The sequence below is a fragment of the Thermoflexus sp. genome (genome assembly GCF_034432235.1).
Lineage (GTDB): Bacteria > Chloroflexota > Anaerolineae > Thermoflexales > Thermoflexaceae > Thermoflexus.
This window is the reverse complement of record NZ_DAOUCJ010000111.1, coordinates 25,507-49,640: the sequence shown is the minus strand read 5'-3', so window position 1 is coordinate 49,640 and position 24,134 is coordinate 25,507. Positions and strand designations below refer to the sequence as shown.

General features: G+C 68.3%; 21 protein-coding genes. 9 read left to right on the top strand and 12 right to left on the bottom strand.

Annotated features, from left to right (window positions below):
* From VAE54_RS13595 to VAE54_RS13555, 9 genes are all read left to right on the top strand, one after another.
* Nucleotides 1–714 (top strand): helix-turn-helix domain-containing protein, encoded by a 714-nt coding sequence (locus VAE54_RS13595; protein WP_322802516.1) that lies wholly within the window; start codon nucleotides 1–3, stop codon nucleotides 712–714.
* Between the two features lie 70 nt (nucleotides 715–784).
* Nucleotides 785–1,555 carry a lipoyl(octanoyl) transferase LipB gene (lipB, locus tag VAE54_RS13590; RefSeq protein WP_322802515.1) on the top strand — a complete coding sequence of 257 codons (771 nt, stop codon included), beginning with the start codon at nucleotides 785–787 and terminating at the stop codon, nucleotides 1,553–1,555.
* A gap of 39 nt (nucleotides 1,556–1,594) precedes the next feature.
* On the top strand, nucleotides 1,595–2,530 hold the full coding sequence (locus tag VAE54_RS13585) for a S1C family serine protease (RefSeq protein ID WP_322802514.1): 936 nt from the start codon (nucleotides 1,595–1,597) through the stop codon (nucleotides 2,528–2,530).
* Nucleotides 2,531–2,589: 59 nt separating this feature from the next.
* Nucleotides 2,590–3,348 carry a CoA-transferase subunit beta gene (locus tag VAE54_RS13580; protein WP_322802513.1) on the top strand — a complete coding sequence of 253 codons (759 nt, stop codon included), beginning with the start codon at nucleotides 2,590–2,592 and terminating at the stop codon, nucleotides 3,346–3,348.
* On the top strand, nucleotides 3,345–4,355 hold the full coding sequence (locus tag VAE54_RS13575) for a C45 family peptidase (protein ID WP_322802512.1): 1,011 nt from the start codon (nucleotides 3,345–3,347) through the stop codon (nucleotides 4,353–4,355). Before VAE54_RS13580 ends, VAE54_RS13575 begins: the two co-directional genes overlap by 4 nt.
* Nucleotides 4,356–4,748: 393 nt before the next feature.
* Nucleotides 4,749–7,889 carry a BTAD domain-containing putative transcriptional regulator gene (locus VAE54_RS13570; protein ID WP_322802511.1) on the top strand — a complete coding sequence of 1,047 codons (3,141 nt, stop codon included), beginning with the start codon at nucleotides 4,749–4,751 and terminating at the stop codon, nucleotides 7,887–7,889.
* A gap of 94 nt (nucleotides 7,890–7,983) precedes the next feature.
* Nucleotides 7,984–8,808, top strand: coding sequence for a hypothetical protein (locus tag VAE54_RS13565; protein WP_322802510.1), 825 nt, complete (start codon nucleotides 7,984–7,986; stop codon nucleotides 8,806–8,808).
* Between the two features lie 38 nt (nucleotides 8,809–8,846).
* Nucleotides 8,847–9,821, top strand: a complete 975-nt coding sequence (locus tag VAE54_RS13560; protein ID WP_322802509.1) for a PrsW family glutamic-type intramembrane protease — start codon at nucleotides 8,847–8,849, stop codon at nucleotides 9,819–9,821.
* 41 nt (nucleotides 9,822–9,862) lie between these two features.
* A complete protein-coding gene (locus tag VAE54_RS13555) occupies nucleotides 9,863–10,894 on the top strand; it encodes a PrsW family intramembrane metalloprotease (protein WP_322802508.1) in 1,032 nt (343 codons plus the stop codon).
* A 73-nt stretch (nucleotides 10,895–10,967) separates the two neighbouring features.
* Here VAE54_RS13555 and VAE54_RS13550 read toward each other — a convergent pair whose 3' ends face one another.
* The 12 genes from VAE54_RS13550 to lepA form a co-directional block, all read right to left on the bottom strand.
* On the bottom strand, nucleotides 10,968–11,171 hold the full coding sequence (locus tag VAE54_RS13550) for a hypothetical protein (protein WP_322802507.1): 204 nt from the start codon (nucleotides 11,169–11,171) through the stop codon (nucleotides 10,968–10,970).
* Nucleotides 11,172–11,248: 77 nt separating this feature from the next.
* Nucleotides 11,249–13,126 carry a hypothetical protein gene (locus VAE54_RS13545; protein WP_322802506.1) on the bottom strand — a complete coding sequence of 626 codons (1,878 nt, stop codon included), beginning with the start codon at nucleotides 13,124–13,126 and terminating at the stop codon, nucleotides 11,249–11,251.
* A gap of 9 nt (nucleotides 13,127–13,135) precedes the next feature.
* Entirely contained in the window at nucleotides 13,136–14,374 is a 1,239-nt protein-coding gene (locus VAE54_RS13540; RefSeq protein ID WP_322802505.1) for a hypothetical protein, read from the bottom strand.
* A gap of 41 nt (nucleotides 14,375–14,415) precedes the next feature.
* Complete coding sequence (locus tag VAE54_RS13535) at nucleotides 14,416–15,471, bottom strand: hypothetical protein (protein ID WP_322802504.1); 1,056 nt, start codon at nucleotides 15,469–15,471, stop codon at nucleotides 14,416–14,418.
* A 43-nt stretch (nucleotides 15,472–15,514) separates the two neighbouring features.
* Nucleotides 15,515–16,000 (bottom strand): double zinc ribbon domain-containing protein, encoded by a 486-nt coding sequence (locus VAE54_RS13530; RefSeq protein WP_322802503.1) that lies wholly within the window; start codon nucleotides 15,998–16,000, stop codon nucleotides 15,515–15,517.
* Between the two features lie 9 nt (nucleotides 16,001–16,009).
* Nucleotides 16,010–16,303 (bottom strand): hypothetical protein, encoded by a 294-nt coding sequence (locus VAE54_RS13525; protein WP_322802502.1) that lies wholly within the window; start codon nucleotides 16,301–16,303, stop codon nucleotides 16,010–16,012.
* Between the two features lie 49 nt (nucleotides 16,304–16,352).
* On the bottom strand, nucleotides 16,353–16,949 hold the full coding sequence (locus VAE54_RS13520; protein WP_322802501.1) for a zinc ribbon domain-containing protein: 597 nt from the start codon (nucleotides 16,947–16,949) through the stop codon (nucleotides 16,353–16,355).
* Nucleotides 16,950–16,961: 12 nt separating this feature from the next.
* The gene (locus VAE54_RS13515; protein ID WP_322802500.1) at nucleotides 16,962–17,231 is read right to left on the bottom strand and encodes a hypothetical protein; all 270 of its coding nucleotides are present in this window, start codon (nucleotides 17,229–17,231) and stop codon (nucleotides 16,962–16,964) included.
* An 80-nt stretch (nucleotides 17,232–17,311) separates the two neighbouring features.
* Nucleotides 17,312–18,478, bottom strand: coding sequence for a hypothetical protein (locus VAE54_RS13510; protein WP_322802499.1), 1,167 nt, complete (start codon nucleotides 18,476–18,478; stop codon nucleotides 17,312–17,314).
* Between the two features lie 178 nt (nucleotides 18,479–18,656).
* Nucleotides 18,657–20,519 carry a hypothetical protein gene (locus VAE54_RS13505; RefSeq protein ID WP_322802498.1) on the bottom strand — a complete coding sequence of 621 codons (1,863 nt, stop codon included), beginning with the start codon at nucleotides 20,517–20,519 and terminating at the stop codon, nucleotides 18,657–18,659.
* 51 nt (nucleotides 20,520–20,570) lie between these two features.
* On the bottom strand, nucleotides 20,571–22,076 hold the full coding sequence (locus tag VAE54_RS13500; protein WP_322802497.1) for a hypothetical protein: 1,506 nt from the start codon (nucleotides 22,074–22,076) through the stop codon (nucleotides 20,571–20,573).
* Between the two features lie 211 nt (nucleotides 22,077–22,287).
* Nucleotides 22,288–24,093, bottom strand: coding sequence for a translation elongation factor 4 (gene lepA, locus VAE54_RS13495; RefSeq protein ID WP_322802496.1), 1,806 nt, complete (start codon nucleotides 24,091–24,093; stop codon nucleotides 22,288–22,290).
* Nucleotides 24,094–24,134 lie beyond the last annotated feature (41 nt).

Genomic DNA, 24,134 nt, shown 5'->3' with positions numbered 1-24,134 from the left:
GTGGGGATCGGGGAGCAGTTGCGGGCAGCCCGGGAAGCCCGGGGGATCTCCCTGGAGGAAGCGGCGGCAGGAACCCGGATCAAACGCATCTATCTGGAGGCGCTGGAGAACGAGGCCTTCTCGCTTCTCCCCAGCCCCGCCCATGCGCGGGGATTCCTGCGCCGCTACGCCCGGTGGCTGGGGCTGGATGAGACCGCGCTCCTGGCCGAATGGGATGGGATGCCGACGGCCGTCCCCCCAGCCCAACCTTCCCGCATGCCCTCCATGTTCGAACTCACCCGCATCCCGGCCCGCCCTGCTCTTCCATGGCGACCCCTTGCCTCCATCGGCCTGGCGATCCTGTTGCTGGCCGGCGTCCTCGGGCTGGCCCGTGGGCCATGGCGGGTTCGATCGCTGGGGCTTCCTCCAGCACCCACTGTGCCCGGAGCGGCATCCCTTCCGCTCGCTACTTCTACCCCCGTATCCGCAGCCCCCGCGCCAGCGCTCCGCCTTGAAGTGGAGGCCAGCGAGCACGTGTGGATACGGATCCGGGCCGATGATCAGGTGGTCTATCAAGGCTTGCTGCGACCGGGGGAAACCCGAACCTGGGAGGCCCGCTCGTCTCTGCAACTGGAGACCGGGAACGCTGCGGCCCTCCAGGTGCGCATCAATGGGCGCCCGGAGAGCCCCCTGGGCGGGCGGGGGGAGATCGTGCGCCGAACATGGTCCAGGTGATGAGAGGAGCGGATGAAGATACTCCGGGAAAGGGCGATCCTGGGCGGCGGAGGCCCGAGGAAGGGAACCGATGAAAGGCTGGTGGTCCAAACTGGGCACCGTGGAATACACGGCCGCGTGGGCGCTGCAGCGAGCGCTGGCGGAGGCGCGCGCAGCCCGGCAGATCCCGGATACGCTGCTCCTGCTGGAGCATCCCCACGTGTTCACCCTGGGGCGTTCGGCCCGCCCCGAGCATATCCTGTGGGATGAGGGGGAACGCGCCCGTCGGGGGGTCGCCGTGGTGGTCACCGATCGCGGCGGCGACGTCACGTATCACGGCCCGGGCCAGGTCGTCGGCTATTTCATCCTGGATCTCCCGGCTCTGGGTCTGGACAAAGTGGCCTTCGTCCGCCGGATCGAGCAGATGCTGGTGGAGACCCTGGCCCGCTTCGGCATCGCCGCAGGGACGATCCCCGGAGCCCCCGGGGTGTGGGTGCAGCCGGATGCGCTGAGCCGATGCGCCTGGTGCCCGCCCCATCTGCGGCAGGCCCCCGCGAAGATCGCGGCGATCGGCGCGCGCGTCGATGCGCGGGGGATCACCACGCATGGGTTCGCCCTCAACGTGTGTCCGGATCTCACCTACTTCACCGGCATTGTCCCTTGCGGCATCACGGATAAGGGCGTGGTCTCGATGGCGATGTTCTGGGGGGAACCCGAGGATGAGGCCGAGCGGGCCCGGCAATTGGCCACGGTCCAGGAAGCCCTCGCCCGTTCCTTCGGGGAGGTGTTCGGGCTGGAGGTGGAGCCCGTGGACCCCGCTCGCCTCTGGGCGCTGATGGAAGTTCATGAGCTGCGCCGTTGATTCGACCGGAGGGACTCCCGAAGTCCTGCAGGAATGGAAATGCGCGAAGAGGAACCGCTGGATGCGTATTCCCAGACAGTGATCCGTGTGGTGGAGCAGGTCGGCCCGGCGGTGGTCAGCATCCGGCCGGCCGGTGCCCCTCGAAGGCACCGGGCGATCGAGCCGATGGGCTCCGGTTTCTTCATCACCCCGGATGGCTATCTCCTGACCAACAGCCATGTGATCCGCCACATCCGGGATCCCGAGGTGACATTGATCGATGGCCGCACCTTCCCCGCCCGCCTCATCGGCGAGGATCCTTACACCGATCTGGCCGTCCTGCGGGTGGAGCGCGGGGAAACCTTCCCGGCCGCGCGGCTGGGCGACTCCTCCCGTCTGCGCCTGGGACAGCTGGTCGTGGCCATTGGCAATCCCCTGGGCTTCCACTTCACCGTGTCGGCCGGGATCATCAGCGGCCTGGGGCGAGCGCTCCAGGGCCCGGGGGGGCAGGTGATCGAGGATATCATCCAGACCGACGCAGCCCTCAACCCGGGGAACTCCGGCGGCCCTCTGGTCGATAGCCGGGGCGAGGTGATCGGCGTGTGCGTGGCCACGATCCTGGGGGCGGAAAACATCGCCTTCGCCATCCCCAGCTATACAGCGGAGTGGGTCGCAGCGTTGCTGATCAAAGAAGGCCGCATCCGCCGGGCTTACCTGGGGATCGTGGTCCAGATCCGCCCCATCGCATGGCCGGCTTCCGCCACCGGCCTGGAGATCCTGGAAGTGGATCCCCGGGGGCCGGCGGCTCAGGCCGGGCTTCAAGAAGGGGATGTCCTGATCCGGATTGGGGAGCAACCTGTGAAGAGCCTGGGGGAGCTGCACCGATTCCTGGCCCACTGGCCTCCGGGACGCCCCGTGGAGCTCCAGGTGATGCGACAGCATCAGCTCCGGACGTTCACGGTGATCCCGCGGGAGGCGCCCGGATCCCGACGATGAGGAGTTGCGAGCGGGACGCCCCCGAAGGGGCTTCCTGCCTATGACATCGAGGGAAGGCGATGGACTACACGCCGGAGGAGATGATGATCATCGCCGCCGCCCGGATGCTTCGGGACGGCGAGGTGGTGTTCGTGGGGATCGGATGGCCAAACCTAGCTTGCAATCTGGCCCGGCGCCTCCACGCCCCGAACCTCGTTCTGATCTACGAGGCCGGCGTCATCGGCGCCCGTCCCCGCCGCCTCCCCCTTTCGATCGGCGATCCCGCGCTGGTGAGCGGGGCGCTGGCTGTCCTCCCGATGTTCGATCTGTTCGCCTTCTACCTGCAACGAGGGCGGATCGACGTGGGCTTCCTGAGCGGGGCCCAGGTGGATCGCTTCGGGAACCTGAACGCCACGGTGATCGGAGCGTATCACCGGCCCCAGGTCCGGCTGCCCGGATCGGGGGGTGCCGCAGAGATCGCCGCGTGGGCGGGCCGTTTCTATGTGATCACCCCTCATGAGCGGCGTCGCTTCCCTGAACGTTGCGATTTCCGCACCGCGCCCGGTTTCCTGGAAGGATGGGGAAGCCGACAGCGGGCCGGGCTCTCCGGGGGCGGGCCGGCAGCGGTCATCACGGATCTGGGCATCCTCACTCCAGATGCCTCCGGGGAACTGGTGCTGAGCGCGATCCATCCGGGAATCCCCGTGGAAACGGTGCAGGAGCGAACGGGATGGCCTCTCCGAATCGCCCCGGATCTGGCGGTCACGCCGCCGCCCGCCCCGGAGGAGCTGGCCGTATTACGCGCGCTACGGGCCCAGCCACGAAAGGGGGATGGATGAACCTGCCTGCTCCTTATCGCTTTCTGGAGCTTACGGGCACGCATCGGGCCATCGGGGAAGCGATGGGCCATCTCGACCCGCCGTTCCGCCGTCCGCCCTGGTGGCCTTCGCCCCCGGATCCGGAGCTGGCGGAAGCCTGCCGCCGGCTGGTGGCCCGCTGGCATCCTCCCCTGATTGAGGAATACGAGGGCTACGCCGCGGCCCAGGGGTTGGATTCCCGATTCCTCTGGCAGCAGGTCTGCCGGACCTCCATGCGCGCCCGCCTGTTCGCCTGTTCCGCTGTGGCATGGTGGAGTCCAGAGGGGGTGTGGGTGGGGCGGAACTACGATTTCCAACCCATTCAACGTCGACGGGATCTGATCGGGTTGCGACCGGAGGGAGGCATGGCCTCCCTGGGGATGATGGGCAGCGTCCCCGGCGGCCGCTACGATGGGGTCAATGAGGCGGGTCTCTTCGTCTCCCTGCACGCCGTGATGGCCGATGAGCCCCCGCCTCGGCCCGGGATCCCCTTCCATCTGGTTCCTCGCATTCTGCTCGAGCGCTGCCGATCGGCCGGGGAGGCGGTCGAGCTGCTGCTGCGGATGCCCCATATGCTTCCCATGAATTTCCTGATCGCCGATCCCCGCGAGGGGTTCGCGGTAGAGGTCCATCCGCTCGGCGTGGCCGTGCGCGCCCCGGAGAACGGGATCCTGACGGTGACGAACCACTATGACCATCCGGCGTTGCGGGCGTATCACGGCCCCCGGGATCTGCGATTTTCCATTCGACGGAAGGAACAACTGGTGAAGCGGATCGCCAGCGCGGGCGCGCCGCCCTGGGAACGCCTGCGCCAGGCGCTGAGCGATCATGAGGCCCCCGTCTGCGGTCACCGCCCCGGGTTCGCCACCCTGTGGTCCGTGATCGCAGGTCTCCACCAACGGACCGTCGAATACGCCTTCGGGCCGCCATGTCAAACTCCATTCCATCGCTTCCCCTGGCCCGCTTCCCTTCTGAAAGACCAGGGGTGAAGTCCAGACCCCCGTTCCCGGCAGACCCCAGACACGGTGCTTTGCCCCCCGGGATGGCCTCTCACGCCGATGGAAATCGGCCTCGTAAGGCGCTCCGCGCCAGGCGTCGGCCTGCGCCGACGCGAAGATGCTTTCTGGCCGGCCATCGGCCGAAGGCCACTCGAGGTCGAATTCATTCGACGCCATCCCGGCCATCGCGCCGAAGGCCCTCCCCGGTCGAATTCCTTCGACACCCGCGTGACCCACACCGATACGAGCGTCGGTTATAATTAAAACAACCTGCTCGATGCGATCGACTGGAGAGGGCACCGCACCCCCCACGATGGCTCTCAGCAGGTTGAGAACCAGAAGAGCGAAGGAACGAACCGATCCTGACCCTGGAGGGGCCCAGGGATGGGCGCGAACAGAGCCCTTGCGGCCGTTCAGATCCGCCCGCATCTGATCCAGCGGGTGCAGGAAGGCCTGCGGCATGGAACGGTGTGGATCGCCGCCCCGCCCGGCTACGGCAAGAGTGCACTCCTGCGGTCCCTGGAGCTCCACCTCCCCGGCAGCCGGTATCTCCCGCTGACCCCCTCGGCGATTGACCCCGGGAACCTGCAGGAGGCGCTGGCGCCGCTGGAGCAAGCGCGCTTTCGTCTCCTCGACGATGTCCATCTTCTCGCCGATGGGCCGGAGGCCCTGCGCGATCTCCGGGAGGCCATCGCCCATGCCCCGGATCGCTGGGTGATCGCCGGACGCTGGATCCCGGAGCTTCTGTGCGAGGGCCCTTTCCCGCAAACCTGGTTGACCGAAGTGGAGCTGGCCTTCTCAATCGGCGAGATCTCCATGGTCCTTGGGGTGGATAATGGGACGGCCGCCCAGATCCATGCCCGCACTCGGGGCTGGCCCATCGCCATCGCGCTCCTCGCCCAACCCGACGCGGACCGCCCGCTCCCGGAACGCTGGCCGGAAGCCCAGGACCGGCTGTTCGAGGAGCTGGCCCGCTCCTTGCTTCGAACGCTCCCCGAAACGCTGCAGGCGTTTCTTTTCCGCACTGCTGTCCCTCTGATGTTCGACCTCGAACTGGCAGCCGCTCTCCTCGAAGATCGTCCTCCGCTCTCAAGCCAGCTGCCGGCGTTGCTCGCTGAGGCCCAGCGGCGCCGGCTGTTCCTGGAGCCCGCCGGCCCTCCGAACCGCTGGCGTTACCACGAGCTGTTTCGCGAGTTCCTGCTGCGCCACGCGCCGGAGCCGCTTCCCCCGTTGTTCGCCCGGGCGATGGCCTGGTTTGAAGGGCGAGGGGATCTCGAGATGGCCATCGAACACGCGCTGGCGGGAGGGCTGGAAGCGGAGGCGATCCGGCTGCTGCGGACCTTGCCGGACGCCTTCATCTGGGACCGGGGGCGGCGGCGGACGTTCCAGCGCTGGGTGATGGGCCTCCCCGAGCCTGCGCGCCGGGAGGCGCCAGACCTGATGCTCCGCCTGGGCAAGGAGCTGCATCGGGCCGGCCACTGGGAGGAGGGCCGGGCCGTCCTCCGGGAGGTGCTGACATGGGCGGAGCAGCGGGAGAATGCCGCGCTGCGGGATCAGGCTACCCTGATGCTGGCCTCGGTGCTCTACGTTGAAGGGCGCTTCGGGGAAAGCCTGGCCTGGAGCACCCAGGGGCTCCGGGAGGTCCGCTCCCTCACGCTCCGCATGCGGTTCTTGAAGACGGCCGCCGACGCCTGCGCTGGCCTGGGACGTCTGAGCGAGGCCCGCCGCCTCTATCGGGAGGCGATGACCCTGGCGGAGGAGCTGGGGGATCCGCACTATCCGGTCTTCCTCCGCCACAACCGGGCGGTGGGCGTGGAGATCCCCGCCGGGCGCTTCGAGGAGGCGCGGGCGCTGCTCGCTGCCAACGCCCCTTACTACGCCGGGCGGCCCGCGCAGCGGATCACCCACCTGATCGGCTGGGCCATCCTGGCGATCGAAAGGGGAGCCTGGGGGGAGCTGGAACGGATCCTCAGGGAGATCGAGGCCCTAACGCGGGAAGTGGAAGAGGGCCAGGCCAGCAACGACTTCTGGTTCTGGTGGTGCCGGGCGATGGGCGCCATCGGCCAGGGACATGGGGAGGAGGCCGCCTCCGCCCTCGCGCGGGCCGGGGATCTGGTCCACGGGCATCCGGAGCGGGCAGGCTTTCTGGCCCAGGCAGAGGCCTGGCACGCCCGCCGGCAGGGGCAGCCGGAGGAGGCCCTCCGGATCGCGGAGCAGGCGCTCCCGCGGCTCGATGGCGCTCCCCTGGCCCGGGCCCTGGTCGCCCTGGAATGCGACCTGGCGGCTCAGGCTCTGGGGCGCATCGAGAACCACCCCGCCGTGGAGACCCTCATTGCCGCACGAGCGGGAGCTTCTTACCTCCGGCTCCGGGCGCTGCGGGCCCTCCAGGCCCACGCGGTCGGGGATCCCCGCTGGCGCCGCCACCTCCAAGCCGCCCTCCGCCGGCTCGGCCGGGAGGATCGACTGTCCGCCCGCGATCCGGAGCTGGGAACGGCTTTCTGGCTCCTCTGTCTGAAAGAAGGAATCGACGAGGACGAGGCCATCCACGCGCTGGGCCGCCTGCGGCCCCTCCCGATCCTCCAGGAGCTGTTGCGGGACCCCCGGGAGCGCATCCGCCGCGCGGCGGCGCGGGCCCTGGCGGCCACCCGGGAGGAGGCGGCGATGCCGCTCCTGCAGGACGCTTTGCGCCGGGAGCGCCACCCGGCGATCCGCAAAGCCCTGGAAGGTGCCCTCCAGTTCCTCGAATCCCTGCCGCCGCCTCCCCTCGAGATCCAGCTGCTCGGCCGCTTCGAGGTCCGGCGGAAAGGAGAGCTCCTAACGGAGTCCGTCTGGCCCCGGCCGGCCGTCGCCCGGCTTCTGCAATACTTCGCCCTCCACCGCCGCCAGTGGCTGACCCGGGAACGGATCCTGGAGGATCTATGGCCAGAGCATGATCTGGAAGCCGCGAAGGAGATTTTGCGGCGGCTCTTCTCCTGGCTGCATCACGTTCTGGAGCCCGCCATGCGCCCCAAAGGTCCCTTCCGCTATTTCGACGTCAAGGGCGATGCCCTGCGTTTTGATCCCCACGACGTGGTGGAAGTGGATGTGGAGCGAATCGAGGCGGAGATCCGGCGGGCGTTGGCCACCCGCCCCATGCCCCGGGAGACGTGGGCGGCCCTGGCGAAGCGCCTGGAGGAGTGGCCGCTGCTGCTGCCCGATCGGCCCTACGAAGCCTGGCTGATTCCCTATCAGGAACGCTGGCGGGCCCTGCGGACAGAAGCCGCCCAGGCGCTGGCGGAAGACGCCCTGATCCTCCAGGAGCTGGATGCCGCCATCCGCTGGGCGGAGCGCGCCGTCGAGGACGCGCCTTGGCTGGAGGAAGGCTATCAGGTTCTGATGCGGGCGTGGGCCCGCCAGGGGCATCGATCCCGCGCCCTGTGGATTTACGAGCAGGCTGTGGAGGCCCTTCGCCGGGAGCTTCAGGCCGCTCCCTCCCCGCTCACCCGCTGGCTCGCCGAGCGCCTCCATCGCGGGGAGCCGATCTGAAAACAGCCTCCGTTGTTCACAACATGTTCCCAGCCCCCGCCTATGCTATGTTCCGCATCCGGGGAACATCCCCAGAACCTTCCGGGAGGGAGCGATGTCGAGCATGGAGTCATCCGGATCTTCAGGAGGAAGCCGGCTGCCGCTGCTGGTGGGGGGCGGATGTGCCGGGTTGCTCTTCCTCGGGCTGGCGATCCTCGGCCTGGTGATCTGTGGGGTCGGTGCTCTGGCCCTCCGGGGCCAGAACCAGCATCCTGTACGGCCGGCCACCCCGGCCGTCCGACCGGCTAGCACGCCCGGTGTCTCGGGCGGCGGGCCCAGCGGCGGAGGTCCGGGGGGCGGGCCGGTCGCCCCGGCCCCCTCGCCCGGGGCGGGCGGCGGGCCGATGGGCGGCGGGCCGCAGGGCGGCCCCGGCGGGCCAGTGGCCCCTGCCCCCGGGGGAACCGCTGGAGGGTTCACCCTGGTCCAGACGGGCGGCTACACCTGTGATGTCAACGCCAATCAATGTCAGCCCCTGACCTCAGGGGCCGGATCCGCCATCCAGGTCCGCGCCTTGGGGGATGGGAGCATCCAGGTGCAGTTCCCCTTCGGCGGCCTGCGGGTCAACCGGGATTGCTCTCTGGTGGACCAGCCGGGCTACACCCTTTTCCCATGCCCCTTCTTCCCCAACGTGCAGGGGTTCCAGGGGCTTCTGGTCACTGCCCAGGGCGCCCAGCCGATCCACACGCCGTTTCAATACGCGCTGATCGACACGGATTTCGATCAGGACGGTGTGGTAAACGAGCCCGGCTACTTCAGCCACAGCAGCGGGAGCATGGCCTTTGAGGCTTACCGGGAGGACGGCACCCTGAAGTTCGCCGGCTACATCGTCGACACCGGGAACTACACGTATCTGTATGTGTTCACCTATGCCGCCCGCTGAGGGCGACATCGATTCGCGGCGCGGAAAGGAGGTGCCCGATGGCTGTGTCCGGGATCGCGGCGCTGGGGGTCGCGATGGTCGGCGCGCTGATCCCCACCGCCATCTTCGCGGGGGTGATGTGGTGGTTCGATCGCTATGAAAAGGAGCCGTTGACCCTCATGGGCGTGGCGGCCCTCTGGGGCAGCCTTTCGGCGATGGCCATCGTCCTGCTGCGGCCGCTGGTCCTCGCCGGGGGCGCTGCGCTCTTCGATCCGCTGACCATGGGAACCTGGGGGAACGCGATCCTGCTGCCGGCGCTGGCGGAGATCGTCAAGGGCCTGCTCCTGCTGGGATTCTTCCTGCTGTATGCCCGGGAGATCGACAGCCTCTACGACGGCTTCCTGTACGGCGCCCTGACCGGCTTCGCCTTCGCGGCCGCGGACACCATCCTCGGAGCTCCGGCCCGGGGCTGGAGCCTGGGCGAGGCGTTCGGGCGGACGGCGACCCTGGGCCTGGCCCAGGCCTTTTTCACCGCGTGGATCGGCCTGGGGCTCGCCGCGGCGCGGCTGAGCCGGGGATCCGCCCGGTGGGCGTGGCCGGTCCTGGGCCTTCTAACCGCCATCGCGTTCCACAGCCTCCGGGAGCTCGTCCTCATCCCCACCCTCTGGAACCCGGGGCTGGCCGGGCTGCGGACGCTGGTGAACGCCCTGGGGGTGTTGGTGTTGCTCGGCATCGTCGTTTACGGGATGGGCCGGGAGCAAGCCTGGATCGCCCGTTATCTCGCCGAGGAGGTTTCCGCCGGCGTTCTCCCGGCGCCCCTGTATGAGACCCTCCGCTCGCCTACAGGCTGGCTGGCCTATCGGTGGGGTCCGCTCCTCCGGGGCGACACGGCGGCCTGGCGGCGGCGTGGGCAGCAGCTCCAGATCGCCGCCGAGCTGGCCTTCCGCAAGCACCAGCAGGCGACCCTGGGCGAGGCCCGCTGGGAGAGCGAGATCCAGCGCCTGCGAGAAGCCCTGCGCCACCTGAGCGCGTAAGGGGACCTGGGGGGACACTCTCTTCAATCCGGAGACCGGCCATGGAGAATGCGGGGACATTCCCACTGATCGCCCTCTGTCTGGCGCCGCTGCTGGGCTTCGGGCCGATGGCGCTTTATGCCGCCTTCGCATGGTGGTTCGATCGCTTCGAGAAAGAGCCGCTCTGGCTGATCGGGGCGGCCTTCCTGTGGGGCAGCGTCCCCACCGTATTGCTCGCCCTGTGCGCCCAGATCCCGATCTTCGGCGTGCTGGGCGCCGTCCTCGGAAAGGGCGCGGGGAGCGCGTTGGGCGGCATCTTCGTCGCCCCCTTCACAGAAGAGCTCTTCAAGGGCCTCTTCGTCTTCCTGCTTTTCCTCCTGTATCGCCGGGAGATCGACAGCCTCTACGACGGCTTCCTCTACGGCTCCCTGGTGGGCTTCGGCTTCGCCGCCACGGAGAACGTCCTCTACTTCCTGAGCGCCGCCTCTGAGGGCGGGCTGGCCGGGATGTTCGGCAATTTCATCGGCCGGGCCATCGTCTTCGGTCTCAACCACGCGGCCTTCACAGCCCTCACCGGCCTGGGGTTCGCCGCCGCCCGCCTCTCGCCTTCCCCGATGGTCCGCCTGACCGCCCCTGTCCTGGGCCTGGGCGGGGCGATGGCCTTCCACGCCCTGCACAACACCACCGCCACGCTGACCGAAGCCACGGGATCCCCGCTGTTCTGCCTGCTGTGGATCCCCTTCGACTGGCTGGGGGCGCTGCTGATCTTCGCCATCGCCCTCTACGGGCTGACGCGGGAGCAGCGCTGGATCCGGCAGTATCTCCGGGAGGAGGTAGGCGCTGGGGTGCTTCCGGAATCCCTCTACCGGCAGTGCGCCTCGATCTTCGGGCGCATGGGAGCGCAGTGGGGAGCGCTGCTGCGGGGAGACATGGCCACCTTCTGGCGGCTCGGGCGGATCTATGCGCTGGCGACGGAGCTGGCCTTCCGCAAGCACCAGCGGATCGCCCTGGGGGAAGCCCGCTGGGAGCCGGAGATCCAGCGCCTGCGGGAGGTCCTGCGCCGGGAAACCGGGATGGCCGCGGAAGCCCGTTGAAGGCTCACACGGAGGCACTTGAGGGCACAAAGGTTTTTCCCGTGTTCTTCTTGCCTCCGTGTGAGATCCCCCCTCAATCCTCTGATGTCGCTACCGGGGGACCCTCCATCCATAGCCGGAGGATGCGGGGCAGATCTCCGAGGTCCCGGAAGATCCACTGGCGCATGGTGGCGGGCTCCGTCACGCGGCCGTAGAGCGCCCCGTCGGGCTCCTGGAAGAGCTGCACCACGTAGATCCGCACGATCCGCCGCTGGGGCACGGGCTCCATCCCGGTCATTGGAACCTCCCGGAAGCGCGAGGGGATCCCTTCGGATTCCATTGTCCCCCGAGAACGGGAACAGCCGGGCCGTTGGCTCATGCGGACGGCCCGAGGGACCACAGCCCCCACAGGAGCGCGCCGAGGATCCCCCCGATCCGCCCGCGCCATCCGGGGCCGTGAAGCCCGAGGAAGGGAAGGGCGGCCAGGAGGGCCCCCACCGCCTGGAGGAAATACGCCGCGCTCAGAAACTCCACCGGGGTCCGACCGTAGAGGCGCTCCAGCCATCCCCCGGCCAGCGGGAGCACGGGCAGGGGGAGGATCCATGGAGCCACCCGGAAGCCCACGGCCCCCAGGCCGATCCACGCCCCATGGATCCAGCGGGCGACCCGGGAGCCCTCCGGGGGCGGGAGGAGCATGCTCCCGATCAGGAAGGCCAGAGGGGGCAACCAGCGATCCTCCAGGGGGAGGACCGCCGTCAGGGGGACCATCAACCCGTAGCCCAGCAGGAAGGGCCGAACGGGCGAGATCTCGCCCGCCTCTTCCGGCCCCCGGGCCGTCTGGAGGGCCGTGAACACGAGATAGGGGAAGCCCCACACCGTGGCCCCCAGCAACGGCCAGATGGCGCTCACGCGGATCAGGGCCCCGGGATCCGTCAGCTGCTGAACCATGACGATGGTGAGCAGAAGCAGCGCAACAGCGACGATCCACTCCAGCAGATCCTCGGCGTCTTCCCGCATCTCCTGCAGGCCCTTCAACGGCTCCCACGTCCACGCCAGGATGACCAGCAGCAGCGGCCACCATTGCTGAGGGAGATCCAGATCGAGGGCGCCGAAGAAGGCCTGATAGAAGGCGAAGAGGAAGGCGACCGCTCCCACCGCGAGGGCCACATATCGCTGCCCGAAAGCGAGGGGATCCATCCGCCGCCGCATCCAGAGGCCGGCCGCCCCCAGGAGGAACAGCACCCCTACCGCGGTCCGGGCCGCCAGATAGGCATCCGGGGGCCACGCGCGGATCCGATGCCAGAGCTCCCGATAGAGGGGGAACACCGCCATCGTCCCCGGGATGCGGACCAGGAAACCCGCCCAGAGCTCCGGCCAGAAGGCCGGTAGGGCCAGGAGGCCTGCCGCGAGGGTCAGGAAGGGAAGGAGACCGAAGAGGCGCGGGCGGTTCTGGAGCAGACCCATCCGCCGGCTCCAGAACCGGCCCAGGCGGGCCCCATCCTCCACCAGGTTGGCCCCCAGCCACAGCCAGATCGGGACGCTCAGGCCCCACACCGCCTGCAGCATCCCCCGGAGGCTCTCCCCCAGCGCCCCGGGCGAGGCCCCCCACGCGATGAGATAGGGACCGACCAGGCCCAGGGCGAGGAGAAGGCCCCGGATGGTCCGGGAAAGGCGGAGGCGCTGCCAGAGCGGAAGGGTAGCGATCCCGATGCCGATCAGAGACTTCAGGGCCATGCTGAGCGGAAGGGGGCGGATCGGATGGGGCGGGAACTGCGTTAGGGCCAGCGCCCACAGGATCCGCCCGGGCCACCCCTTCATCGCCGAGTGGGGATGGGTCCGTTCGAAAAGGAAAAGGACGAGGACAGGGATCAGAACCTCCCACAGGGAGGGGCCGGTGAGAAGAGGAAAGCCGAAGTAATAGAGGCTATATACCATCGTCAGGAACCGGAAGGCGGCGGGCAGATCCCCCGCGGTGACCATGAGCAATATCCAGAGGAAGGAGACCCAGAGAGCGAGGAGCCCCGTCCCCACCGGCCGTTCCAGACCCGCGCGGGCGGCGGCTCCCACTCCGGGAATCGGGAGGGCGAAGGCCAGACCGATGGTTCCCCCCAGCAACAGGATCCACGCCCATCCCCGCGTCCCCATCCGGCGCAGGTCCGCGAGCAGGCCAACGCCACTCCGCTGGGGCTCCAGCGCGAAGATCCGGACCGCGTCCACCAGGGCCTGACGGAGCTCGATCAGCCAGGCGGACATGGTTTCCCCTCACCGGGAAGGGAGCTCGTAGAGTTGAACACGATCCCCGGATGGCCCGGATCCGAGGAGCACCGCGGCCAGATGGCCCTCCTCCAGGAGCACCATCTGCCAGGGACGCGGCGGCAGGACCACCCGCCCGCGCATCCGCCCGCTTTCTGTCTCCCAGATGTAGAGCCGCCCGTTCATGTCGCCCTCCCCCACCCAGTCCGCCAGCCCGACGACCCACCGCCCATCGGGGGTGAACCGCAGCGCCTTCAAGGGCAGTGGGAACTTCCCCTCCATCTCCGGCTGCAGCTCCAGCTCCTCCTGCAGGTCCAGACGCACATTTCGCCGGTCCGGATCGATGGAGACCCGCCACAGGGCGACGCGGGTCGGGAAGGGGCCTTCATAGCCCTCGCCCCCGATGGGCCGCATCTCGTTCTCCGCCGCCGTCAGGAGGCGCCCGTCGGGGGCGAGGGCGATGGCCGTGAGAGGATCGAAGGAGAGGGATCCCCACCGTTCCCCGGTATGGGTATCCCATACCTCCAGATCCGGGCTGCGGTCGCTCATCTGGAAGATCAGGCGCTCGTCCGGCGTCATCGCGAAGGCATCCGCCGGGCCGCGGAGATCGAAGGCGAAGGCCCTTCGCCCGGTTTCCACATAGTAGCCGCTCAGGGTGGATTCCCCACCGACCAGCAGCAGGGTGCTTCGAGGGGAGAACGCGATCCGCCGCACCGCCTCTTTTAGGGTCAGCACGAAGGCCGTTCGCTGGCGTTCCAGATCCCACATCCGCACTTCCCCGCGGACCGTGCGCAGGGCGAAGAACCGCCCATCGGGGGCGAACACCAGCTCCTCGATGCCTTCCGGAGCGGTGGGCCCCTCCGCGATCTCCCCGGTCCGGGGATCCAGGAACCCGGTCTGGCCGTTCGCCGTGAACAGCGATAGGCGGCCGTCGGGGGCCGCGGCGATGGCGGTCACGCCTTCCACCCGAAGATCATGCCGGAGGGTCAGCGCCCCCGGCGGGGCCGGCGCCAGGGTGGGCGTCGGGGCCGGCGCCGGCTGGGGCGGCCGGGTGGGAGCGACCGTCGGCGCCTGGCCGGGCGTGGACGAGGATGGCGGTGTGCAACAGACGAGTATAGGGGTGGGCGATGGGCGAAGCAGGATCGGAAGGAATCGATAGGCCAGGAACCCGCCCCCCAGGGCGATGCAGGCGCACAGGGCGCCGAAGGCCAGCGTTAAACCGCCGATCAGAACCGTGCGTCCCCGCATCCACGTCCTCCTATCGGATCAGGCAACCGCAAGCGGTTGCCCTACATGGAACCCGGAACCACCCGCGCGGCGACCTCGGCCGAGAGATCCGGGGCAAGGGGACGGTCCGCAATCCCCCGGACGAACCACCGGATGTCATAAAGGTCGCCGGAGCGCGTGATCGGGCCATCGGAAGGGATCTCAAAAGCAAACCCCTCCTCCTGGCCGGGGTCGAGCTCATAAACCGCGCGGCCGATGAGGGTCGTCCAGGTCCGCCCCTCAGCGAGGATCCGGTAGCCGGCCTCCACTTGCACCCGCTGCCGCGCCTCGCCCTCCCAGCGGACCCATCCCTGCAGGGCGGAGCCCACCGGGAAAGACCATGCGGCCAGAGTGATCCGCAGAGGGTCGGAGGACGGGAGGTCCGAAACAGGCTCCGCCGCCGGGGCCTCCAGAGCCGGCGATACCCGAACGGGCCGGACGGAGAGCGGGATCTTCTCATACGCGTCCGGCCACCCCTGCAGCCCGACCTCCAGCTCCACCCACCATTCGAAGGCGTGGACGTCGGTGCCGAGGCGGCCTCGCTCCTCCCGCCGGAACGAGGCCATCCCATCGATCGGGATGGCGAGGGCGGCCGTGTAGCGCTGGGGAAGCCCGGGGAGGAGCTCGACGCGGTCGGCGATCTGGATCTCATGGACCACCCGCGTCTGCTCCCGCTCCTCCTTCCGCCGGTGGGTTTTACGGAACCAGTCCCACACCCAGAAGGCCATGAATTCCTTCGTCATCAGCCGGAGGCGGATGGGGCCGGCGATCAGGGGGCGATGGGCCTCCACGGCGATCTGAACCGCGAGGGTCTCTCCCAGGCGGGCCGCGCGGGGCTCGACTTCGAAATGCACGGTGGCGGCCATGCGGGTGAGCCCCTCCGACACGAACCCCACCCCCAGGAACAGCAGGAAGAGGGCCGCCAGTCCTCCTCCACACCCCCAGATCAGCGCCATCTCCAGATCCCCTGCCCGCCCGGCGCGAACGGCGAGCCATCCCCCCAGGCCGACGGCCCCCAGACTTAGGGCGATCAGCGCCCCGCCAATGCCGATGAGGATCCCCGGAACCCCTCGCCGCATGGACGGATCGAAGACGGTGGGAGAGCTTCGTCGGACGACGTCCTTACCGGCTCCCTTCCCATGCCGCCGGGAGGGCGGCCCGACAGGCCGGGCAGCGCGGCCATCCCGGATCCACTTCCCGGCCGCAATAGGGGCAGTGGAAGCGGGCGGGCTGGCCGCACCCGGCGCAGCGAGTCGCCCCCCGCTCCAGCCGCCGGCCGCATCCGGGGCAGCGGAACGCCGCCGGGGGTTCGGAAGGGAGGGTAAGGGGAGGCCCCTCCGGCGCCCGGGTGAGGGCTCGGGCCGCGGCCTCCGCCTCCTGCTGGACCCGCGCGCTCAGGCCCGGCGGCGGAGCGGGCCGAGGGAGGCGGGGCCGCCAGCGCCCGAAGGCGCGCCCCAGCGCCCGGGGGAGGAGCCAGAGGTTCAGGGCCAGAGAAAGGGCCAGCAGCCCGAGCAGCCCCAGGGCCCCGACCCGCCCCTCGAGGACGACGGACAGGGCGATGGCCCCCAGCCCGCTGATCACCAGCCCCCAGCGGATGGCTCGCAGCATAGTCCCCCTTCAAGCCCTCGGGGGTTCCGGCCACGGGAACGGGAAGAAGGGCGAGAGGATCGGCCCGAAGGTCTCGGTCAGGCGGGCGAAGAACGAGCGGATGGCCTCGGCGACCGCCCCGCCCAGGACGTCGGGATGGCTGCGGATATAAGCGGCGATGGCCCCGAGCATGACCAGGATCACCACGGCCAGAGCCACCCACTCCAGCGTCTGCAACCCCCGGGCATCCCGGAAGAGATCGAGGAGAAGGATCCGCCCCGGCCAATGGATGAGTTCCCCCCGCAGCGTCCTCCGGTGAAGCATCGGCCCCTCCTTGAAGAAGTTTGTCCGATAACGGCCTGCGCGGTCTGGCTTATCCACCGATCTTCGCCCCGCAGGCGGGGCAGAAGCGGGCCCCGGCGGGGAGCTCCGCGCCGCACTGGGGGCAGAACCGATACGCGCCGCCAGGGGCCGCCTCCCCGCCCGATGAAGCCGGGGCCGTTGTGGACTGGACCGCGCTGACATAGCGCTGGGCCTCCGTATAGCGGCCGGCCACCCAGGCGGCCGTATCCGCCGGCAGCGCCGCCCCGGTGGCGATGAAATACTGGATGAACTCGAAGGTTCGCTGGGGGAGCTTGCTTTGCTGCCAGGCCCCATAGGCGGCGGTGAACAACAACGGCCAGAGGAGGAACAGCCCCGCCCCCGCCGCCACCGCCTTATCCACCCACTTGCCGGCCCCGATCTCCACCTGCAGGCTGTCGCCCTGCCGGCGCAGCGCCACATTGAGGGCCGAGGAGACCCCCAGCAGGTTCCGCCATGTTTCGTCCTGGCGGGCCTGGATCACCACCCCACCCTGGGGGAGATCCAGCACCTGCACATCGAACTTCTGGGCTCGATACCAGTCCGCCAGGGCCTGCACCAGCCGGCCCATATCCAGGTTCGGGGCATGGAACACGCGCTGATCGGGCATGGCTTCACCTCCTCAGGCCGGGGTCTGGAGGAAAAGGGCCGTTTGCATCGCGTTCAGAACCGCCAGCTCCAGCAGCAGCTGGGTGACCTGCTCATGGAGGGCATCGCTGAGCTGGGGCTCGATCTCCCGCAACAGGGCCGCCACCCGCTCGGCCTGGGCCCGCACCTCCTCCGGGTCGATGCGGCCGTCGGCAATGGCCTGCTGCCAGGACCCCATCCGATCCACATACCGCTGGAAGAAGAGGGCATCCCCCTCCTCGCTGAACCAGCTGATCCGCCCCATAGGCGCCTCCCCGCGCGCAGATACAGAACCAGCTTCCCCCTTGCCTGGGAACAAACTGGGAACAGCCCTCGATCTCTGGATCACCCTTCGCCCCCGGGAGAGGGAGGAGCTGCGCGGGGCAGCTCCTCCGGGAGCTTTCGCTCTTCCAGCTCTACCTGGAGCTGAAACCGCCGGGCAGCGATCGCCCCCGGCCCCATCCCGGTCTGTGATTCCTCCCCTCCTTTCTTCCTCTTATCGCCCTCCTCTTCTTCCACCTGCTTCTTCCACAGCTCCTCCGTCTTCTCCACCATACGGTCCAGCAGGCGCTCAGAGAGGCCGAAGAGGGCCCCCAGGGCCAGGAGGGGCACCGTGTCTTTCTGCAGCGCGATGGGTGGGGTGAGAAGCTGGGAAAGCGTTCCCAGCGCTTCCAGAGAGAGAATCTGCTGGTTTTGCAGGATCGCGACCAAGTGCAGGCCGGCCCAGGCGCTGAGGGCCCCAAAGAGGGGCGCCGGGAACACCGTCGCCCACGAGAGCCCGTAATCCGGCGTCCGCCGCCCGCCCCGATAGACCCGGGCCATGCGGCTCAGCAACCCGCCCGTCGCCCCCGATAGCAGGATCGGGCCGTAGCCTGCGATGGCCAGGGCCAGCCCGATCAGCAAGCCCACGAGAACCATAAAGGTCAGCATGTTCTGCAGTTTAAGCACCAACATAAACTGCCCATCCCGCGCCTCGTAGAGGTCGGCCAGGAACGCCGAAAGGGTCGCCCGGGCCTCCACCTCTGACTGGTCCAGGGCCTTCCGGAGGGGTTCTTTCCATGCCGCCTGGCGCGCCGGGGGAAGCTCCGAGAGGTCGCCCAGGGCCCGCTGCAGCCGCGCCTTGAGGTGGGGCATGGCCATCGCGTTCACCGCCAGCCGCTCCGCGTCGTGGATCAACCGCCAGGCGGCCAGCTCCGCCCCGCCGTTCCAGCATAGCGCTTTCACTTTGTCCCCGAAGGTCCAGGAAACCGTTCGCTCCGCCTGCTGGAGCAGCGCCTCGACATGGTTCAGCACGACCTGTTCGGAGGGGGTGACCGCCTCGGGCTCCTTCTGTTCCAGCTGGATGCGCCGGCGGGTCCCCTCGATCTCGGCCCGGGTGAGCTCCCGGAGCATCCCGGCGACCAGGAAGACCCGGATGAGGAGGAAGAGCAGCCCATACAGGAGCCACAGGATCCCCCCTGCCCACACGGAGGCCGGCGCGCAAACGCCTCCGACGCAGAACCCATCGGGCATAGCACTCCCTCCCGGCGATCGCGGAAAAACCCCTCACGGCCCCCGCACCACCAGCGGCAGGTAGAGCCGATTCCTCCCAACCCGGAATGAGCCGATGCGCGTGTGCCAGCAAGCCGCGGAGGAGCAGCCACTTGGATTGCTGGTGGTGTAATACTCGTGGACAGCCCAGAAAGTGGCATCATCCGCTGGGTCGATGCTGAGCATGCTGTAATCGCCCCACCGGGAGGAGGTCGACGTTTGGGCGGCCGAGCCCGCCTGCAGCGTAGCCTCCGGCCCCAGGGTTCCGGGGGGATCGCTCGGCGTGCGGCGGATCGCTCGGCGTGCGGCACGCGTACCGGATGCTGGGATAAACGCTGGCGCTCGAGACAGTGTAGCTGAGGCAGAAATCCCCATACTTGTCGAAGGTCCCACTGGCCATCCACCGGCTGTGGGAATCCGGTGGGTTGCCGGTGTAGGTGCCCTGGTCGAGGATGGAGACAGTACCTGTGGCATTGTCATACTTCAGGATATACCACCGCACCGCGGCCTGATACTGGCCGGCCGTCCGACACTGCGTGGACGTCAGGCCGGGGGCACACACGGTGTGATTGGCCCCGATGAGGGAATAGCTCCCCATATTGCGGATGACGACCCGGTGCATCAGGCGGCCTGAAACGGAATCCAGGAAGGCCGACGTGGTGACACCGGGTTGGGGGATGTCGCCCCGCCCGCTGGGGTTCGAGGGATCAAAGGGGGCGACGGGCAGGGTCGCAGCCTGCACAAAATTGGCGGCCGCCGGATTCGACCAGTCGAGAATGAACTTGTAAACGCCGATGGCATCGCTCGGGAAACCCCACTCGTTCGGCATAGGCCCCAGGAAGATCCCGGGCGCTGGGCGGCTCCCGATGGGGGGAAGCGGAGACGGCCCCTCGATGTCCGCCGCCAGGACGCCGCCGATCGACCCCATGTCCACGCCCGAGGGGGGAGCGGCCATGGAGCCGAAGTAGATCATCCGGGCCGTGGGATCCCCGACGAGCATCTTGTTGCGCTCCAGGGCGGCGACGGCCTGGCTCAGATAGGCGGGCGGACTGTAGCTGGGGTCGAACTCGTGGGCCGTCATCCAGTAGGCCTCCGGCGAGATGGCGTGGTGCGGGTAGTCCATGAAGATGTGCGTGCCCGACCCGGCCGGGAAGTCGGGCCAGACGAACTCGTATACGTAATAGCGGCCGAGGGGATCGCCCGTCTGGGAGACGGCGACGCAGTGCCGGCTGGGACCGGTATTGGCGAAGACATCTTCGATATAAAACTGAGAGAGGAACCAGCGGTCGGCGAACTGATCGTAGAGCACGATGGGGTCCCCATCGTTGGCGGAAGCGCATGGGCCGCTAAAACCAGCCGAGGCGAACAGGGCGCTGAGGGGGAAGGGCGAAGAAAGGGGGTTGCCGTTCTTATCGTAGACGCGGAGGACCACGTTCACAAACTCGACGTAGTGGGAAGGACCGACGTCCCCGTTGACATCCGGCGGAGAGACTTGCGTGCTGATCCCCCCTATGATGTTGTCATAATTGTTGAGCCCCTCGAAGGAGAAAAGGGGCGGGAGCGCCGGCGAGGCAGGGGCGGGGGCAGCAAGAGAGGGAGCCATGGGCAGAGCCCCGGACGGGCCGGGGCGGATCCCCTGGGACCGGGGAGGAACCGGGAGAGGAAGCCACTCCTCCCGCCAGCGCTGGAAAGCCGGGTCTGGGGCAGCGATAGGGAAGCGCTCCTTCCAGTGCTGGGCTACCCAGTCAGCGGGCTGGGAAACTCCATGCTGAGCCGGGAAGAGGACCCGCGGCCCTTTCGGGGTGGAAGCCGCGAGGGGCTGGGGCTGCCTCGGGTTAGAGGGGCTTGGAGCTCCGGCCGTGCTCTCAGGGCTCGGATCCAGCGCATGAATGGAAAAGGGCGACGGTTGTCCGACGGCTCCGCGAGCGGAGGGGATGGAAACGCCCAGCGCCGCGAGCGCTAGGATGCCCGCCACCAGCCCGCACATCATCCGTCGCCATGCCTGCATGGTTCTCTTCACCATCAAACACCTCCCGTCGAGATGGGATCGCCTCTGGCGAGCCATGGGTGCCCCTCACGGCCCCCGCACCACCAGCGGCAGGTAGAGCCGATACCGGCAGCGGCTCTCCGATTGGGTCGCCGGAACCGTGCTCGAGAACGCCAGCGTTCCAGCGGTCAGGGGAACCGGACTGCTGTCCGGCAGAAACGCCGATACGTCGATCGTCGGTGTTGTCGTCCCGGTAACCACAGGGACCGTGTTGCAATCGCTTTCGCCCACCGCATCGGTCCGCACGACATACATGTCGTCATAGGCAGTAGGGTCCGGCCATGTATCGCCCGCCAGGAGAAAGCCCCCATCGGCGGCCATCACGGCCGTGCGGATCCCCTCGCCTCCACCGCCGTCATAGGTCCGGCTCCACTGGACGCTCCCCGCCCCATCGATCCTCACCGCATAGGCATCAAAACCCGAACTGGAATTGTGGGTATTTCCGGCCAGCAGAAAGCCTCCATCCGGCGTCCGCACCACGGCCGTGCCTGCCTCATCCAGGACGCCAGGCCGCCCGTAGGTCCGGCTCCACTGCACGTTCCCCGCGCTATCCAGTTTCACCGCCAGGATATCGTTGTCTTTCAGGTTCTGGGAATTCACCCCAACCACCGTAGTCCCCACCAGCAGAACGCCCCCATCGGCCGTGGTCACCATATCCCCCGGGAGAACGCTCCCGGAGCTCGGGTTCGTGAGTTCCCACCCCTGCTGAACCGTCCCGTCCGCATTCAATTTCAACAGGACAATAGAATACGTCGTCTGGCCGGTCCGATAGTCGTCAATGGATCGGTCGCCTCCCACCAGGAATCCCCCATCCGCGGTCTGAACCACGGAAAACAGGAACGTTTGCACTATGGAAGATGAGAGCGTATAGGTGCGGCTCCACTGCACGCGGCCTGAACCGTCCAGCTTCACCACCAGCGGCTGTGCAGGAGAGGGGTAGCCAGGCGAAGTGCTGCCCACCAGCAGAAAACCGCCGTCGGAGGTGGCCAGGATGGTTCCTGCTCTCTCAAAGGCGCCCCCATCGTAGGTGATGGCCCGCTGCACGTTCCCGTCTGCGTCCATCTTCACCAGGTAGATGTCGCCCTGAGCGGTAGAGCCGGCTAGCCAGAACCCCCCATCCGCGGCGGCCACGGCGCCACCGGTCCATTTGTTTCCGTCTCCATATGTCCGGCTCCACTGCACGTTCCCCGCAGCGTCCACCTTGACGACGTAAGGGTAAAGAGAGGATGTTTGATCAACTTTCCCAACTTGTCCGACCAGCAGGAAGCCCCCGTCGGAAGTGGGCAGCACTGTGCGGATCGTCTCATTGCTCCCTGCCAGACCGTAGCTTCGATGGAAGCGGGTTCCGGCCGCGGCGGCGCTCGCCGCGGCCCGGCAGACCGCCGCCGCCCCGCCGGAGGCCCCCGTGAGGGGAAGCCTCCACCACCCGCCCACGATCAGCGCGAGCAGGGCCACCATGGCCCGCACGGCCCCTGATCGCCTCCCCTGCACGCCATCCCCCGTATGGTTCGGTCGCTTTCGATGCCGGAACACCGTTCACCTCGTATCGGCAGGGAGATTCGGGGATCGCCGAGGAGGAACCATACCCGCGTAGGGCCCGCGCGCCGACGAAGGGACCTCCTCTCGCCATCCCGGATCCCAATCTACGGGAGGCGTGGGAACAAATTGGGAACAGACCGGGCTTGTGGAGGAGGCGCAAGGACATCGGGAGGGAAGGAAGAAATGGAGAACCGGGGGGAGCGGCTCAGGCTTCGCGGCCCAGCCGGAGGACGGCCAGGAAGGCCTCCTGGGGGACCTCCACGCGGCCGATCATCTTGAGGCGCTTCTTCCCTTCCTTCTGCTTCTCCAGCAGCTTCCGCTTGCGGGTGACATCGCCGCCATAGCATTTGGCCAGCACATCCTTCCGCATGGCTTTGATGGTCGCCCGGGCGATGATCCGCCCGCCCACCGCCGCCTGGATGGCGACATCGAAGAGCTGGCGGGGGATCACTTCCTTCAGTTTCTCCACCAGCGCATGACCTTTGGGATACGCCTGCTCCCGGTGCACGATCAGCGCCAGGGCGTCCACCGGCTGGCCGTGCACCAGGATGTCCAGCTTCACCAGATCCCCCGCCCGGTAGCCGATGAAGGCGTAATCCATCGAGGCGTAGCCGCGGGTGCGGCTCTTGAGGGCGTCGTAGAAATCGATGATCAGCTCGGCCAGCGGCACCTCCGCCTCGATCATCACCCGCCGCGGATCGAGATAGGTCATGTTCTGGTAAACCCCCCGCCGCGAGGTGATGAGATCCATCACCGGCCCGATGTAATCGGCCGGGGTGATGATCGTGACCTTCATCCACGGCTCCCGGATCTCCTCGATCCGCGAGGGATCCGGAAGGTCCGAGGGGCGGGTGATGGTCTTCACCGTCCCATCCCGCAACACCACCTCATACTCCACGCTGGGGGCCGTGGCCACGATGTCCAGCCCATACTCCCGCTCCAGGCGCTCCTGGACGATCTCCATATGGAACATCCCCAGGAAGCCGCACCGAAAGCCGAAGCCCAGGGCCTGGGAGGTCTCCGGCTGGAAGACCAGGGCGGCGTCGTTCAACTGGAGCTTCTCCAGGGCCTCCCGCAGCAGCTCGTAATCCTCACCTTCCGAAGGGTAAAAACTGGCGAAGACCATGGGCTTGGGGGGGCGGAACCCGGGAAGCGGCTCGGGGGCCGGGCGATCGGCCGTGGTCAGGGTATCCCCCACCCGACACTCCCGCACGGATTTCAGGCCTGTGGCCACGTAACCCACCTCGCCGGCCTCCAGGCGGCCCGTTGGAGTAAAGTCCGGGGTGAAGACCCCGATCTCCACCGGCTCGCTGGTCACCCCGGTCGACATCACCATGATCTTCCGCCCCATGGCGAGGGTCCCGTTGACCACGCGCACGTAGGCGATGACGCCCTTGTAGGGATCGTAGTGGCTGTCGAAGATCAGGGCCTGAAGGGGGGCCTCCGGATCGCCGCGGGGCGGCGGGATGCGCTGCACCACCGCCTCCAGCACTTCCTCCACCCCGATCCCCAGCTTGGCGGAGATCCGCAGGACCTCGGAGTCGGGGACGCCCAGGAGCTCGGCGATCTCCCGGGCGACCTCGTCGGGCCGCGCGGCGGGCAGATCGATCTTATTGACCGCCGGGATGATGACGAGATCGTGCTCCAGGGCCAGATACAGGTTGGCCAGGGTCTGGGCCTCGATCCCCTGAGTCGCGTCGACCAGCAAAACGGCCCCCTCGCAGGCGGCCATCGCCCGGCCCACCTCGTAGGAGAAATCCACGTGGCCCGGCGTGTCGATCAGGTTCAGCACATAGGTCCGGCCATCCCGCGCCGTATACCGCATCCGGACGGCCGAAGCCTTGATGGTGACCCCGCGCTCCCGCTCCAGGTCCATGGAGTCCAGCACCAGCTCCACCCCGTTTCGCGGCTGGATGGTGCCGGTGCGCTCCAGGAGCCGGTCGGCCAGCGTGGTCTTGCCATGGTCCACATGGGCGATGATGCAGAAGTTGCGGATGTGCTCCTGCCCCATTCTCTTCCCCCGCGATCCCGGGCGCATGCGCCCGGATCCCC

What these genes read in the sequence shown, in the direction of transcription:
- lipB (WP_322802515.1), top strand. Translation starts at nt 785, where the DNA reads ATGAAAGGCTGGTGGTCCAAACTGGGCACCGTGGAATACACGGCCGCG.
- VAE54_RS13585 (WP_322802514.1), top strand. Translation starts at nt 1,595, where the DNA reads ATGCGCGAAGAGGAACCGCTGGATGCGTATTCCCAGACAGTGATCCGT.
- VAE54_RS13580 (WP_322802513.1), top strand. Translation starts at nt 2,590, where the DNA reads ATGGACTACACGCCGGAGGAGATGATGATCATCGCCGCCGCCCGGATG.
- VAE54_RS13575 (WP_322802512.1), top strand. Translation starts at nt 3,345, where the DNA reads ATGAACCTGCCTGCTCCTTATCGCTTTCTGGAGCTTACGGGCACGCAT.
- VAE54_RS13570 (WP_322802511.1), top strand. Translation starts at nt 4,749, where the DNA reads ATGGGCGCGAACAGAGCCCTTGCGGCCGTTCAGATCCGCCCGCATCTG.
- VAE54_RS13565 (WP_322802510.1), top strand. Translation starts at nt 7,984, where the DNA reads ATGTCGAGCATGGAGTCATCCGGATCTTCAGGAGGAAGCCGGCTGCCG.
- VAE54_RS13560 (WP_322802509.1), top strand. Translation starts at nt 8,847, where the DNA reads ATGGCTGTGTCCGGGATCGCGGCGCTGGGGGTCGCGATGGTCGGCGCG.
- VAE54_RS13555 (WP_322802508.1), top strand. Translation starts at nt 9,863, where the DNA reads ATGGAGAATGCGGGGACATTCCCACTGATCGCCCTCTGTCTGGCGCCG.
- VAE54_RS13550 (WP_322802507.1), bottom strand. Translation starts at nt 11,171, where the DNA reads ATGACCGGGATGGAGCCCGTGCCCCAGCGGCGGATCGTGCGGATCTAC.
- VAE54_RS13545 (WP_322802506.1), bottom strand. Translation starts at nt 13,126, where the DNA reads ATGTCCGCCTGGCTGATCGAGCTCCGTCAGGCCCTGGTGGACGCGGTC.
- VAE54_RS13540 (WP_322802505.1), bottom strand. Translation starts at nt 14,374, where the DNA reads ATGCGGGGACGCACGGTTCTGATCGGCGGTTTAACGCTGGCCTTCGGC.
- VAE54_RS13535 (WP_322802504.1), bottom strand. Translation starts at nt 15,471, where the DNA reads ATGCGGCGAGGGGTTCCGGGGATCCTCATCGGCATTGGCGGGGCGCTG.
- VAE54_RS13530 (WP_322802503.1), bottom strand. Translation starts at nt 16,000, where the DNA reads ATGCTGCGAGCCATCCGCTGGGGGCTGGTGATCAGCGGGCTGGGGGCC.
- VAE54_RS13525 (WP_322802502.1), bottom strand. Translation starts at nt 16,303, where the DNA reads ATGCTTCACCGGAGGACGCTGCGGGGGGAACTCATCCATTGGCCGGGG.
- VAE54_RS13520 (WP_322802501.1), bottom strand. Translation starts at nt 16,949, where the DNA reads ATGCCCGATCAGCGCGTGTTCCATGCCCCGAACCTGGATATGGGCCGG.
- VAE54_RS13515 (WP_322802500.1), bottom strand. Translation starts at nt 17,231, where the DNA reads ATGGGGCGGATCAGCTGGTTCAGCGAGGAGGGGGATGCCCTCTTCTTC.
- VAE54_RS13510 (WP_322802499.1), bottom strand. Translation starts at nt 18,478, where the DNA reads ATGCCCGATGGGTTCTGCGTCGGAGGCGTTTGCGCGCCGGCCTCCGTG.
- VAE54_RS13505 (WP_322802498.1), bottom strand. Translation starts at nt 20,519, where the DNA reads ATGGTGAAGAGAACCATGCAGGCATGGCGACGGATGATGTGCGGGCTG.
- lepA (WP_322802496.1), bottom strand. Translation starts at nt 24,093, where the DNA reads ATGGGGCAGGAGCACATCCGCAACTTCTGCATCATCGCCCATGTGGAC.